The 14,907-nt window shown below is 37.4% G+C and carries 13 protein-coding genes; 12 read left to right on the top strand and 1 reads right to left on the bottom strand.

Going from position 1 to position 14,907, the window contains the following annotated elements:
- Window positions 1-239 precede the first annotated feature (239 nt).
- A complete protein-coding gene (locus BKO01S_RS18545) occupies window positions 240-935 on the top strand; it encodes an MEDS domain-containing protein (RefSeq protein ID WP_066057734.1) in 696 nt (231 codons plus the stop codon).
- Here BKO01S_RS18545 and BKO01S_RS18540 read toward each other — a convergent pair.
- Entirely contained in the window at window positions 928-1,767 is an 840-nt protein-coding gene (locus tag BKO01S_RS18540; protein WP_066057731.1) for a hypothetical protein, read from the bottom strand. The genes BKO01S_RS18545 and BKO01S_RS18540 overlap by 8 nt on opposite strands.
- A 235-nt stretch (window positions 1,768-2,002) precedes the next feature.
- Between BKO01S_RS18540 and BKO01S_RS18535 the strand changes: the two genes are divergently transcribed.
- From BKO01S_RS18535 to BKO01S_RS18485, 11 genes are all read left to right on the top strand, one after another.
- On the top strand, window positions 2,003-2,200 hold the full coding sequence (locus tag BKO01S_RS18535) for a hypothetical protein (RefSeq protein ID WP_066057727.1): 198 nt from the start codon (window positions 2,003-2,005) through the stop codon (window positions 2,198-2,200).
- A gap of 170 nt (window positions 2,201-2,370) precedes the next feature.
- Window positions 2,371-3,096: a GntR family transcriptional regulator gene (locus tag BKO01S_RS18530; protein ID WP_066057723.1), complete on the top strand. Its 726-nt coding sequence runs from the start codon at window positions 2,371-2,373 to the stop codon at window positions 3,094-3,096.
- A gap of 393 nt (window positions 3,097-3,489) precedes the next feature.
- Window positions 3,490-4,704: a NupC/NupG family nucleoside CNT transporter gene (locus BKO01S_RS18525; RefSeq protein WP_066057720.1), complete on the top strand. Its 1,215-nt coding sequence runs from the start codon at window positions 3,490-3,492 to the stop codon at window positions 4,702-4,704.
- Between the two features lie 57 nt (window positions 4,705-4,761).
- A complete protein-coding gene (locus BKO01S_RS18520; RefSeq protein ID WP_066057718.1) occupies window positions 4,762-6,066 on the top strand; it encodes a pyrimidine-nucleoside phosphorylase in 1,305 nt (434 codons plus the stop codon).
- Between the two features lie 102 nt (window positions 6,067-6,168).
- Window positions 6,169-6,342, top strand: coding sequence for a XapX domain-containing protein (locus tag BKO01S_RS18515; protein WP_066057713.1), 174 nt, complete (start codon window positions 6,169-6,171; stop codon window positions 6,340-6,342).
- Between the two features lie 47 nt (window positions 6,343-6,389).
- Entirely contained in the window at window positions 6,390-6,785 is a 396-nt protein-coding gene (gene cdd / locus BKO01S_RS18510; protein ID WP_066057710.1) for a cytidine deaminase, read from the top strand.
- 41 nt (window positions 6,786-6,826) lie between these two features.
- Window positions 6,827-7,498 carry a deoxyribose-phosphate aldolase gene (gene deoC / locus BKO01S_RS18505; protein ID WP_066057707.1) on the top strand — a complete coding sequence of 224 codons (672 nt, stop codon included), beginning with the start codon at window positions 6,827-6,829 and terminating at the stop codon, window positions 7,496-7,498.
- A 399-nt stretch (window positions 7,499-7,897) separates the two neighbouring features.
- Window positions 7,898-9,943, top strand: coding sequence for a DUF4179 domain-containing protein (locus tag BKO01S_RS18500; protein WP_066057704.1), 2,046 nt, complete (start codon window positions 7,898-7,900; stop codon window positions 9,941-9,943).
- Window positions 9,944-10,134: 191 nt separating this feature from the next.
- Window positions 10,135-11,649, top strand: a complete 1,515-nt coding sequence (locus BKO01S_RS18495; RefSeq protein ID WP_066057701.1) for a response regulator transcription factor — start codon at window positions 10,135-10,137, stop codon at window positions 11,647-11,649.
- Window positions 11,650-11,663: 14 nt separating this feature from the next.
- Window positions 11,664-13,421 (top strand): cache domain-containing sensor histidine kinase, encoded by a 1,758-nt coding sequence (locus BKO01S_RS18490; RefSeq protein ID WP_066057698.1) that lies wholly within the window; start codon window positions 11,664-11,666, stop codon window positions 13,419-13,421.
- Between the two features lie 178 nt (window positions 13,422-13,599).
- Window positions 13,600-14,886 carry an ABC transporter substrate-binding protein gene (locus tag BKO01S_RS18485; protein WP_066057695.1) on the top strand — a complete coding sequence of 429 codons (1,287 nt, stop codon included), beginning with the start codon at window positions 13,600-13,602 and terminating at the stop codon, window positions 14,884-14,886.
- The last annotated feature ends 21 nt before the right edge of the window (window positions 14,887-14,907 follow it).

Genomic DNA, 14,907 nt, shown 5'->3' with positions numbered 1-14,907 from the left:
AAGTTCAGTGATGGACTTCTTTTTTTGTACCCTATTTTTAATTTGTTTCGGGTACCGATAGGAATTTGGTTGGAATTGGTTTTAGTGATATCTACCCAAATTAATGTTAAATTTCCTTACAAATATGTGTTTGGAATAAAGGTGTTTTTGAACAACATGCAGAATAAAACAGGTGTATAAATATGTCCTGAGGGGGGCTTTTTATTAAACCAGTTTGTGATGGGTGTAATATCAAAGCTTTGCTAGAAGAAAGTAGAGAAACATTAATAAATCTAGTATCTGAAAAAGAGAATATGTTGGATGCTATGGTGGTTAATAAAAGTCAAGCGTTAGACCAATTTATTGTAGAGTGTATAAAATGTGATAAAAGAAGAATTGATAGCAAAATAAAGACTCTAGATAATATTTTTGGTATTCACTCTACCTTTTATTATTATGGCCGTGAGCATCTTTTAATCAATCTATTACCTTATATAAAGCATGGGGTAGAAAATAATGAGCTAATAACCGTTTCTTTTAGTAAAGATATATACCATCAACTGATGGAGTTGTTGGAATCCCATGGAATAGATAAATCTAGTGTAATATTTTTTCCAGTAAAAGATATGGTTATGGCTAATAACAAAAATGGTCTTGAGGGTGTAAGGCAACTGATTTCGACTTTACTAAAAGGGGTAGAATGTAAGAACTATAAAGGAGCAAGAATAATTGGACAACCTTCTTTTGCTATTGGAGAAACGTCGAAAGAAGATTTCCTTAAGCTAGAAAAGGTGTTAACAGACTCAGTTATAGGGATGAATGCTTCAGGACTTTGTGTATATGATGCTTTTGATTATATTCATAATGGACAATTGATTGATGAATACATTATGAATGATTCTTTTAGAACCCATTCTCATCTATTATATAATAACTCTTTATTTAAATTTAATTGAAATTAAAAGATAAAAACAACTGGTTTTTTACTAAAGCCATACAAAACTCCATTTCATACAAATCTTCAAAATAAAGCTCTTCAAGTTTTTTATTCAGAATCCCATAATAATAGGCTATCGGCTTTTGTATGGTGCTCACTTTTAGTTTGCTAATCAATTGTTTAAATGAGTGAACGGCGATATTTACAAGGTCTTTCCGGTTTTCAAAATTATTCCGGTAGGCGGCGATTTGTGTCATTCTCCAGAATTCCTCAATCTGCTTTGCTTCTGTATAGAAGTATCTGACTACTTGAGAGAATGAGTAAGGAACTCGGTCACTTGTGTAAGTGTAATCAAGAGGTTTGTTCGTTTTATTTTCGGTATGATTGGCTGAATCCGTTTCTTTACGTTCTTTTATCTTTTTACTATTAGTTTTCAAAGGATTACTAGTTTTATTAGGGTGGTTTAATTGATTTTCCTTAGGTAGTTCATTTTTAGGAAAAGGTTGGAACACATAGAGATTACTAGACTGTGATCCATTTTTTCTTTCAGTTTCATGAACGGTCAGCATTCCTACACCAATTGCCTTTTGGATCATTCGTTTGAAAGTAGAACGAGAGATTCCGTTTCCGTTGTGTTCATCATGAATTGCTTTTAACACGGTCCCAATTTTCGCATTGCAAACACCAGGGATTTTCGCAGCAAAACGAACGAGTCGCTTCAAACCTACTCGTTCTCCCTTAGAGAAATCATCTTTATGGACAGCCAACCACATTTCCATATGAGTATTGAATTCTTTTAAAGAGGAAAATTGAGAATACTGCTCGAATTGTTCAATACAGCCATTTTTCATTCCTTTACACCATCCCTTCAATGTTTATATAGAGAGGGGTAGTTTAATAGGACAGGTTGATTTTCGAATATTTGTGACTGATTTTTGAACAATTAGGGTATTGTAATCTTGGTATTGATAGAGACGGTCGGATAGGTCGAGTTCTTGTAAAAAGAGTAGCTTTAGGTTTTTGATTTGAATGTGTATGATAAGTAGATAGACTTTACTCAAATCATGGGAAAGAAAGGGTTTTACGATGGAGGCAAACAAAAAGTGGCTTTCTATGCCGAAGGATGTAAGAAATGGGTTACTAGGTAATGTTTGGTGCGGGAATTGCTCAGATGTAACAACGATTACTGCTTTTATAGTGGAAGAGCATAATTTCGGTATTGTGTTAAAAGGAAAATGTAAAAATTGCGGTAACAATGTGGCTAGGGTTATTGAGGAAGAATAAAGAAAAGAAGCGGGGACTCCAGATAAAAGGAAAAGCCCTGCTTCTTTTTTTCATAGGTTCACATTTGTTTTGTAAGATAGTTAACTACTATTTTTAAAAACCTCTATAAGTTGAAAGCGTTCTTAATTGTATGTAAAATAACGTTATACTAAACATGGGGGATTCGTTCGATGGATTATATCTACCAAAAGTCTCGTTATCTGATTGTTATTGATCAAATAAAAGATAAAATTAAAAATGGCGAATTAGAGCCTGGTGAACGTTTGCCTTCTGAGACTGATTTTGCGAAACAACTTCATGTTTCAAGAACGACCTTAAGAGAAGCACTTCGAATTTTAGAAGAGGAAAATATTATCACTCGAAAACATGGTATTGGCACCTTTGTGAATAAAAAGCCAGTTATCTCTGGTGGGATCGAAGAGTTGTTTAGTGTTACGAACTTAATTGAGCGAGAGGGGAAGACCCCTGGGACAGAGCTTTTATTTTCTGGATATGTAGAACCGCAAGAAGAAGAAATTAACGAATTAAAGTTAAAGAAAAATGAAATGGTCCTACTAGTTAAAAGAGTACGTACAGCAAATGAAATGCCACTAGTTTACTGTATAGATAAAATTCCAGCACACTTATTTCCTGGTGGCTATCAACTGAATGACGAGTCTTTGTTTGATTTTTTAGAGGAAGAGGCTAACGTAACGATTACCTATGCAAAGGCTTTTATCGAGACAATGGGTTACCATGAAGAGATATCAGATATTTTAAAATGTGAATCAGGAACTCCATTATTGATCCTCAAACAAGTCCATTACGACTCGAATGATGAACCAGTATTATATTCAATTAACTTTTTTAGAGCAGATCAAATCAGCTTTAATGTTTTTCGAAAAAGAATCTTTTAGAAGAATATTTTAATTGAAGTGTATAGAAAATGAAAAACTACCACAAGGATGGTTATCTTATATTCTAGTGGTAAGGTTTCATTTTTGAACTTTTTGTGTGCAAAAGGTGCCTGTTTCCGAACAGGTTATTTTTTACAAGAAAAAAAGTGTTGAGTTGTTGGACCTCTTACCTATATAATGTGAGAGAGAAGTCGTCAAACGAAATGAAAGGGGATACAAAGACGGAAAATAGCTAGTTACTTTTTCATCTAACTTCCTACTCGCTTATAGTTGTTGGACGTCTGATAACAAACGTCGGACAATAAAGTAAAAATGTATATTTTTTTTGTGGATTAGTAAGCGCTTTCGGTAACTGTGTATAACGCTTTACATTACATTATAGAGGTGAACAACATGAATGTATTATGGGGAATTTTTGGGATCTTTGTTGTTTTGGGAATAGCCTTTCTTTTATCAAATAAAAAGAAAGCGATTAATTATCGAACGATATTCGGTGGTTTAGCGATACAGCTGGCGTTCGCGTTTGTCGTTTTAAAATGGGAAGCTGGGCGTACGGCCTTACAATGGTTCACAATGAGAATTCAAGATGTCATTAATTATGCGAACGAAGGCCTTTCGTTTGTTTTTGGGCCTTTAGCAGGTGCTGATCAATTTGGATTTATCTTTGCCTTCCAAGTGCTAACCATTATTATTTTCTTTTCATCGTTAATTTCGGTTTTATATTATCTAGGTATTATGCAGTGGTTTATTAGAATTATTGGCGGAGGATTATCAAAGCTATTAGGTACAAGTAAAGCTGAGTCCATGTCGGCAGCTGCCAATATTTTCGTAGGGCAAACAGAAGCACCACTTGTTGTTCGTCCGTTTATAGAAAAAATGACACAATCAGAATTGTTTGCTGTTATGACTGGAGGACTAGCTTCTGTAGCAGGTTCAGTCCTTGTAGGTTACTCTCTTTTAGGTGTTCCGCTTGAATATTTACTAGCTGCTAGTTTCATGGCAGCTCCAGCAGGTTTGGTTTTGGCTAAATTAATGATGCCTGAAACGGAAGAATCAGAGACTTCTCATGAGTTAAAAATGGAAAAAGATACAGAATCGGTTAATGTGATCGATGCAGCTGCTCGTGGGGCTGGAGATGGTTTAAAGCTTGCTTTAAATGTAGGGGCAATGTTAATAGCGTTTATTGCATTAATTGCATTAATCAATGGAATATTGGGTGGTTTAGGTGGATTATTTGGTTTTGAAAATCTATCACTACAAGCAATTCTAGGAATTCTGTTTTCACCAATAGCGTTTGCTGTGGGTGTACCATGGTCTGAAGCAGTAGCGGCAGGTAGTTTTATTGGTCAAAAGCTAGTTTTAAATGAATTTGTTGCGTATTCTGCATTTGCACCACAAATTGAGCAATTAAGTCCAAAAACCGTTATTGTAGTAAGTTTTGCGCTTTGTGGTTTTGCGAACCTAAGTTCAATGGCGATTCTTTTAGGAGGCTTAGGTGGACTAGCTCCGAGCCGTCGATCTGATATTGCAAAGCTTGGGCTTCGTGCAGTAGCTGCTGGGATGTTAGCTTCATTACTAAGTGCAGCAATTGCGGGAATCTTTATTTAGGTGAAGGGGAGTCCTCCCCTTTTTATTTAAAATACTAATGTGTAAGGATGAGATGTCATGAGAATGGTCGACTTAATCGAAAAAAAGCGTGATGGTCATGAGCTAACGAAAGAAGAAATTGATTTTATGATTAAGGGTTATACGGATGAAGATATACCTGATTATCAAATGTCAGCCATGGCGATGGCGATTTTCTTTCAAGATATGACCATTTCAGAACGAGTACATTTAACGATGGCAATGGTTGAGTCAGGTGACCAAATTGACCTTTCTTCCATTGAAGGGGTTAAAGTTGATAAACACAGTACAGGTGGAGTTGGTGATACGACAACACTGATTCTTGCACCATTAGTCGCTTCTGTAGGAGTTCCTGTTGCTAAAATGTCTGGGCGTGGACTTGGACACACAGGAGGAACCATTGATAAATTAGAATCAATAAGCGGCTTTCAGGTTGAAATTGATGGGGAAACGTTTAATAATCTAGTGAATAAAAATAAAATTGCCGTTGTTGGACAGAGTGGGAATTTAACACCTGCTGATAAGAAGTTATATGGATTACGAGATGTCACGGCAACGGTTAATTCCATTCCACTGATTGCAAGCTCCATTATGAGTAAAAAAATTGCTTCTGGTGCTGATGCAATCGTTTTAGATGTCAAAATAGGATCAGGCGCATTTATGAAGGATTTAGAAGGTGCCAAGGAACTCGCCCATGCAATGGTGCAAATCGGCAATGGTGCTGGCCGTAAAACAATTGCCGTAATTTCTGATATGAACCAGCCGCTCGGTTTTGCAATCGGAAATGCCCTAGAAGTAAAAGAAGCGATTGACACGTTAAAAGGTCAAGGACCAGAAGATCTATATGAGCTATGTTTAACACTTGGAAGTAAAATGGTCTATTTAGCAAATAAAGCAGAAAATGTGGACGAAGCACGGAAAATGTTAGAGGAATCCATCCAGACAGGAAAAGCAATTGAAACGTTTAAAACATTTATTGCAGCTCAAGGTGGAGACGATTCGATCATCGATGATCCGTCAAGGCTTCCAACAGCTTCTTTTACTTTTGAAGTAGAGGCCAAAGAGGATGGTTATATTGCAGAGATCATTGCTGATAAAATTGGGATTGCTTCAAGTATTTTAGGAGCAGGAAGAACAACAAAAGACTCAGAAATTGATTTAGCTGTTGGGCTTGTATTAAATAAAAAGATTGGTGATTCAGTTAAAAAAGGGGAGTCACTTGTAACCATTCATAGTAATACTCAAGAAGTTACGGAAGTAATCAATCGAATTTATGATGCTTATCATATTTCGCAAAGAAGTGTAGAATTAAACCCTTTGATTTATGACATTATTTATCAATAGTAAACAGAAAGAGGGGCCAATGAGTGGCCCTAACTTTTACCTTTGAGAGGTTAGACCTCCTACGACGGTAACGTTGTTATTTTACAAAAAGGAGAATGGAAAATGAAGGAGTTACTATTAAGTATATTAGCAGGAATTGTAATAGGAGTTGTCTTTAAGTTCTTGCGTCTACCATTACCAGCTCCCCCTGTGCTTGCGGGCGTGTTAGGGGTTTTCGGTGTGTACCTCGGTGGTGTCTTGGTAGATTTTATTTTTAAAACTTTTACAAACTCATAGTTCAGGAAATTCAAAGATAGGAATGTGAAGAGAGAGGAGGATGTAGGATGAGCAATCAATTCATGTTTGAAGAAGCAAAAAAGGCAAGAGAGAAGGCATATACTCCCTATTCAAATTTTAAGGTGGGGGCTGCACTACGAACAAAGGATGGGAAAGTATACCATGGTTGCAATATCGAAAATGCAGCTTATTCAATGTGCAATTGTGCTGAGCGTACAGCCCTTTTTAGTGCGTATGCAAAAGGTGACAGGGATTTTGATTTACTAGTTGTCGTGGCAGACACCAATCGTCCTGTTCCACCGTGTGGTGCATGTCGTCAAGTGATTTCTGAGCTATGTAATCCAGATATGAAGGTAATTTTAACGAACGTCAAGGGAGACTTCAAAGAAATGACGGTTAAAGAATTATTACCAGGTGCGTTTTCTCCAGAAGATTTAACTTAAACAAATAAGTTCCAAAAGGAAGAAGGAAAGGTGAAAAGCAAATGACTAAAAATATGGCAAACCTGATTGACCATACCCTGTTAAAAGCCGATGCCACAAAGGATCAAGTGGAAGTCCTCTGCCAAGAGGCAAAAAAACATGGGTTTTTCTCTGTTTGTGTAAATTCTACTTGGATCGAAACGGCAGTCGAATTATTAAAGGGTTCTGATGTGAAGGTATGTACAGTAATTGGATTTCCATTAGGGGCAAGCACTTCAGAGACAAAGGGTTTTGAAACAAAAGATGCGATTCAAAAAGGTGCCCATGAAGTGGATATGGTTATAAATATTGGCCTGTTAAAAGACGGCGATGATGTTACCGTTGAACAGGATATCCGTTCAGTAGTGAAGGCAGCTGAAGGAAAAGCACTAGTGAAAGTAATTATTGAAACAAGCTTGCTGACCGAAGAGGAAAAGGTCCGGGCTTGTAAGCTTGCTGTACAAGCAGGTGCTGATTATGTGAAAACATCAACGGGCTTCTCAACTGGGGGAGCAACGGTTGAAGATATTACGCTTATGCGTGAAACGGTTGGTCCGGAAATAGGAGTGAAGGCTTCAGGTGGTGTTCGTAACCGTGAAGTAGTAGAAGCGATGGTAGAAGCAGGTGCGACACGTATTGGAGCAAGCTCTAGTGTAGCGATTGTCCAAGGTGAGACCGGGACCAGTGCTTATTAATTTGTAAACTGAAACATTGAAGTAAATCTTCAATGTTTTTTTGTATATATTCGTTATGAGGCCAAAGGATCGCGTATTAATCCCATAAATTTGTAAAGTATCAAAAAAATTCAATCCAAACGTTTGATTGAATTTCCAGAAAACATATATCCTAAATAGATTTTTAATTCACCCATTCTACTAGATTATGGAAGTTGCATGTTCTAAATAGAATTTCAGTGCACAAATTCCACTAAATCCTGGAATCTGCATGTCCTAAATAGAAGTTTAGTTCCCGACTCACTAAATCCGAGGCGAGAATATAGTTCGGAATCTCTATAATATTACATAAATTGGTACAAGTAAGATCCCCTATGCGGTAAGATGAAAGTAAGGATAATGTTAGAGGGGGAGACCTATATGATCCCAACAAAGTTAGATTCAATGACCATCGGTACGATAAGAGAACAGGGAATGGAATCTGTCATCAATTGGTTCGATCAGCATAAACAATCATTCTATGAACTGGGTTTATTTTTCCTTAGTAATGAGCACCAAATAGAGGAGTTGTTTTACCGTTCGATTAGTAAGGTTCACAAAGAAGTGCCTAGATTTAAGCAGGAAACATCGTTTGAAGTTTGGGTGACTACTATTTTCCTTCAAACCTGTCGTTCGCTTTCTCGGGAAAGTGGCATACATTCCTCGGAACCACAGCATGAGTTACTTAAAGCATTTGATCAACTAAATAACCATGAAAAAGAAGCGATGGTCCTTAGGTATGTAAAAGGCCTTTCTCAGGAGGAAGCAGCATATATCCTTCAAGTATCAGTGAATCAGTTAAAGAAGTATCTGTTTTCGGGAATCCGATCCCTTAGAAAACAAATGGGGAATGAAGAATCCTATGATGGCTGTACAGAGTATCATAAGGATTACATCGATTATTTAGAAAGAACGATGGATCGGCCGAATAGGATTGATTTCGAAGTACATATTTATCATTGTGAAGAATGTCAGGAGGATTTGTCTACCTTTCAGGATGTTAGGTTATCGATCGTAAATGATACGGATACAATGGAAGATTTTCATTTACCTTCTCATTTTATGATGAATGTAAAAGAGAGGCTATTAGAAGAGGAGAACCGCAAACGTCAAAAGAACCAAAAACGCAGGAGAGTTGGACTTGCTATTGCAGGCGTATTCGCCTTGCTAATGGGAATTGGCTTTTTTACGGGTGCATTTGCCAACGTCTACTATACGTGGACCGAAGAAGATGAGCAGTTGCGTGCCTATCTACAAGAGGACCTGGGTCAAAGGGTGAACCTAGTAGCGGAAAGTGAAGGGGTGAAAGTTAAAATTAAGGCCGTTGTTGCCGATGATGTTCAGACGCTTGTTTTCTATGAGATAGAAGATACGAATGAAGATAATCAATATTTTATGAATTATGATGATGGGGTAATTGTGGAAAACGTATATAAAATCATGAAAAATGAAAGTTATCCGAGATATTATCCTCCTAATCTTGAATCAGATGTCAATAAGACCGAAAAGAACGTATATCAGGGGAAAATTAGTCTACTACCGCTAAAAGAGGAAGAGGGGACCATCAATCTGAAGATCAACAAGCTTCTGAAAATAGATCGTGATTCCTCTGTCGCGAGTCAATTATGGGGCTACGGGGACATTCAGTCTAAAACAGGGAAGTGGAACTTCGAGATTCCTGTCACCAAACAGCCTTCTGTTGAATACGCGTTAAGTGGACAAACCAATATTGAAGGGATTCCGGTTCGGTTTGATAAGTTAATTATTGCTCCAACAACAACGACCTTGCAATATGGCATTAATACGACAGATCCAAAGAAACAATTAGAGTTTCTTCAATTTAACGATCTAGAAGTGAACAACAAAATCGTGAAATCAGATCTATATGGTGGTTCTCATATACAGCAAGACATGAATTGGTTCATTTCTCAAGCACAATTTGACACTCTTTTAGGAGAAAAACCAAAACAGGTTAGCGTTCAACTTGGATCTGCCTATCTAATAATACAAGACAATAAAACGATTGAACTTAATGCTAGTCAGGAATACCCTCAAACCTTTGAATATGCAGGAAGTACCATCAGTATTGATAAGGTTGATGTTGGTATCCCTACGACCATTGTTATAAGCGATCATAATGTTGAGAATCGAGCATATGAGGGGCTTCATATAAATGTTGTTGGTGAAGATGAAAGCTTTCCAATGTCGATGGGTATGGAGACGGAAGGGGTCCTTGTCGACAAGAATGGGGTAAAGTACGACATGAATACCCCAATCGAATATGAAAAAATTGAGCAACCCCGTCATTTTACAACCGTCCAAACCCTTAGGTTAGAAGACAGTGATATGATTCCTAAAAAGCTTGATATCTCTGGATATAATACAACAAAATATTTGAATGAGATTGTGAAATTATCGTTGGAGTAATAGGTTAGTGCAGAGGGAGATAGATCCATTCCTTTGCATTTTATACAAAAGGAAGCACGTAATAACCCCAGATTAGGGAGTTTTGCGTGTTTTTATTTACAGAAGAATTTGTAGGTAATTCCCCCAAAAAATGACGTTATATAATAAAATATTACTAATATATCATATTCTCACCATCTGGAGGGATACAAGTGACCGTTGGCGAACGTTGCAGAGTAGTAATCGTTGATGATGAAATATTAATTAGGCAAGGGATTAAGCATTATCTGAACTGGGAACATGAAGGATTTGAAATAGTCGGAGAAGCATCGAATGGTCAGGAAGCACTTCAAATCATTGAAGCGACCTGCCCGCATATCGTTATTACTGATATGGTGATGCCGATTATGGATGGAGAGGAATTAACAAGAATCGTCAAGGAACGTTACCCACAAATCGAAATCATTATCTTAAGCAGTTTCGGAGAATTTGACTACGTTCGCTCCACCTTCCAAAGTGGAGTGGTTGATTACATTCTTAAGCCAAAGTTAGAGGCAAAGGGACTGTTAAAAGCCTTAAGGTCAGCTGCTGCTAGAATCCCTTATTTACAATTGGCGGAAAGTAATGCAGCGGTTACCCTCTCCATTGAGCAAATGATTCAGAAACTGATTTCTGGATATGAAGTCCCTTATGATAAGGAGAAGATTTCAGAAACCTTTCCTTACCGTACGTTTCGTTTATTAGGTGTTGTCTTTAGAAATGGAGAAACAGATTTGCCTACCTCTATTAAGGAAAAAATGGAGGCAGAATTAGGTGAAGAGTATTCTTTTTATTACTATAAAAATATCGTCCTAGTTAATGGGGATCATTTTTCAATACTTAACAAGTATGTAGAAAACCTAGGTGAATTAACTACTGATTATGGTTTGGTTTTGAGTGAACCATTTACTGATTTTTCATTGGTAGGAATTACTTACAAAGAGAGCCTGATGAAATTAGTAAACTATCGTTTTTATTTTTCAGAACAGCCACTTTTAATGAAAGAGAATCTTCCCATACAAAAGGTAGAATGTGAGAGTTTTAACTTAGACTGGTTTACCAGTGAATTTAAGCGGAAAAATTTTGAAAGTGCTTTCAAATATCTCGATGATCATGTAACAGCCTTATCAAACGACTATACACTGGACGTATATGAATACAAGGCATTTTTCGGAAACATCATCTTTAATATTACGGTTCTACTTGGAAACATGGATTACCAGGTAAAGTCATTGAATCAAGCGAAATATACGTATTTTAAGACAATCGATGAGGCGAAGACGGCTAAAGAGGCTGTACACCTATTGACACAGTTTATTTCAGAGGCAAAACAATGTATCAATTCTTCTCAAAATCAATACGACAACCTGAATATGAATAGACTGCTTGAGTATATCAAGGATCATTATGCTGAGCCGTTAACCCTTACGGATGTTGCCAAGCATTTTCATTTCAATCCGTCCTATTTATCAAGTTACTTTTCTACTCATAACGGTGAGGGATTTATTGAATACTTGAATCGGATTCGAATTGAGGAAGCCTCTAAGCAGCTAGTCGAGGGAAAGGCTACAATCTCGGAAATAAGTGGAATAGTCGGTTATTCTGATCACAGTTATTTTTGCAAAGTGTTTAAAAAATTAACGGGTCTGTCGCCAAGTCAATATAGAAGAAAACAAAACATGAGATAAGAGATGGTATTCATATGAGATTTATTCCCGAACGTTTTAGACATAACAACTTGTTTATTACTATGTTTGTCATTAGTGTCATCATTATCATCACTGTTTCTATCACCATTACGTGGACGACGATTCGGATGTCGGAGGAATTCTTTTTTGATAAATTCAGTATTACCAATGCAAAAGTAATGGACCAAGTAGAGGAAAGCTTCGAAAAGTATCATTATTCGGTTGTCGTTGCATCAAACAACTTACTGCAAAGCGGTACGATTAAGGAAATACTTACAAAGGAAGGCTCCAATCTTGAGAGATACCAGGATTTTTTTACATTAGACCAGCAAATGAAACGAATTAAATCTAGTATCGATACGTACGAAACCGGAATTATTATTACAGGTTCTAATGGGATCATCTTTTCGATTGATCGCTCATACTGGCCAATAACGGATGAGGAGCTAAAGAAGGGTGTTATTGCCCGTAACACAGGTAATCAGCCGAAGAAGTTGATGTACCAATTGGACAAACGCACTGCTAAAGCGCAGGGAAACTACATCGTTACTTCAAAGGCGTTAATGGAAAGGACATCTGGAAACATCTATGGATCCATGTACTTTGCTATAAAAGAAAGTGAATTTAGAAAATTTTACTCAAGCTATACAAGTCCAGGTAATCATGTTTTCTTGGTTAACAAAGCGGGAGTCATTATGTCGAGCGATCAGTCAAAGCTTATCGGTGAAAAATCGGAGGAGTTACTTCAATACGCGCAAGAAATGAAAGCCGAACCGAAGGATTACATCATTGGTAGCTTCTTAGGAAAAGAACAAATCATTTTGACTAAATACCTTCCATCCTTTGATTTGTATATGTTTAATATCATTGATAAAAAGACCGCATTTGGCAACCTGATTGATAAGAGGAAAATGGTGTTTATTTCAATGGGGATTGTTTTTGTTGCGCTACTATTTGTGTTTCTTGCTTCAAGAAGAATGACCAATTCATTGTCAAGGCTAGTAAAGCAAATTGAGAGTACATCTAAGCATGATTTCGGGCAGTATGTGACTGTCTCGGGAACCTATGAAACAAGGCAAATCGGTCAAGCCTTTAATTCGATGCTTGATGAACTTCATGAGTATGTTGAACAGCTTGTCGTCTCGCAAAAACAGCGGCGGAATGCTGAGTTAGCAGCTCTGCAGCAACAAATCAACCCCCATTTTTTATACAATACACTGACATCCATTAAGTTCATGGTCCAGCAAGGTGGAAAAGAAGAGTCGGAAGCAACCATTAACTCACTTATTTCACTCCTCCAAAATACAATTGGCAATGTGAGTGAAACCATTACGTTAAAGCAGGAATTAGATAATCTCAAGAATTACGTCCTGATTAATCAAAAACGCTATGGTGACCGCATAAAAGTAAACTATTTTGTTTCTCCTGGATGTGAAGAACTGCAAATTCCAAAGCTGGTTTTGCAGCCTTTTATGGAAAATTCATTTTTCCATGGATTTATTCAAAAGCAGGACGGATATATCAATGTTCTCGTTTGGCAGGAAGGAAACAAGTTAATTTGCGAGGTTGTTGATAATGGGGATGGGATGGAGGTTTCAGCCGATTGTTCGCTACCTGATACGAAACGTAAACAACAGCACTTCTCTGGAATTGGGGTAAGGAATGTACATGAGCGTATCCAACTGATTTATGGAGATGATTACGGAGTTTCGATTTCTAGTAAGCTAGGAGAAGGGACAAAGGTGAAGATCATCCTTCCGAGTCAAAAATAGTCATAGAATCTAAAAAAATTCCAATAACGGTTTTGTAAGCGTATTCAATTAACTGAAAATTTTACAAGGTATTAAAAATATCGTCCTAACGACTAACCCCGTAATGTTGCTAATATAAGGAATGTAAGGTGTGGATAACGCTTACAAAAGAGATAGAAAAAAAAATGGGGGGATAACAATGAAAAAAATGCTTGTACTATTTTTAGTGAGTTTACTGTTATTGACGGCTTGTTCCGGCTCGAAAACAGAAGAAACTTCCGGTGAGACAAAGGATACAAATGAAATTACCGTTTGGGCATGGGACCCGAATTTTAACATTAAAGCAATGGAAATTGCAAAAGAAACCTATGCTTCAGAAGATTCAGAGCTCAAGATTAAAATTATTGAAAACGCACAGGATGACATTATTCAAAAGTTAAACACGAGCTTAAGTTCTGGTACAACGAAAGGGTTGCCAAATATTGTCCTTATTGAAGATTATCGTGCACAAAGCTTCCTACAGGCATACCCAGACATGTTTCACGAACTAACGGGCACGTTTAAAGCCGAAGATTTTGCTGATTATAAAATTGCCCCGACAAGCTTGGACGGCAAGAACTATGGCCTACCGTTTGATACGGGGGTTACAGGATTGTATGTAAGAACAGATTATTTAGAGCAAGCTGGTTATACAATTGATGATCTACAAAACATCGATTGGGATACGTACATCGAAATCGGTAAAAAAGTGAAAGAAGTAACTGGGAAACAAATGTTAACACAAGATCCCAATGACCTTGGCTTAATTCGTATGATGATCCAAACAGCTGGTTCATGGTACTTAGAAGAAGATGGTATCACACCTAACTTAGCTGATAATGAAGCACTAAAAGTGGCGTTCGAAACTTATAAGAAGCTTTTAGAGGCTGATTTAGTAAAACCAGTTTCGGACTGGAGTCAATTCTTAGCAGGCTTTAACAGCGGTGAGGTAGCAACGGTACCAACAGGTAACTGGATTACTCCTTCCGTTAAGGCAGAAGCTTCGCAATCGGGTAAATGGGCGGTCGTACCTTTCCCTAAACTTCCAGGTGTAGCGGATTCTGTAAACGCTTCAAACTTAGGAGGAAGCTCTTGGTATGTTCTTAATGTATCAGGAAAAGAAAAAGCGGCTGAGTTCTTAGCTGGAACTTTTGGTTCAAACGTTGAATTCTATCAAACCATCAATAAAGAAATTGGCGCGATCGGAACTTACAAACCAGCTTCTGAAGGCGAAGCATATCAAGCAGCAGATGAGTTTTTTGGTGGCCAGAAGATCATTGCTGATTTCGCAAAATGGACAGCGGAAATTCCACAAGTAAACTTTGGCTTACACACATATGCCATCGAGGACATTCTTGCAGTGGAAGCACAAAACTATATTAAAGGAAAAGAGCTTGATAAAGCGTTAGAAGATGCTCAAGGTCAAGCGGAAACTCAGGTGAAATAATTTAATAGGGTAAAAGCCTCG

The sequence above is a fragment of the Robertmurraya korlensis NBRC 107688 genome (genome assembly GCF_001591645.1).
Lineage (GTDB): Bacteria > Bacillota > Bacilli > Bacillales > Cytobacillaceae > Robertmurraya_A.
The sequence above is the reverse complement of the archived record's forward strand: the minus strand, read 5'-3'. Positions and strand labels throughout refer to the sequence as shown.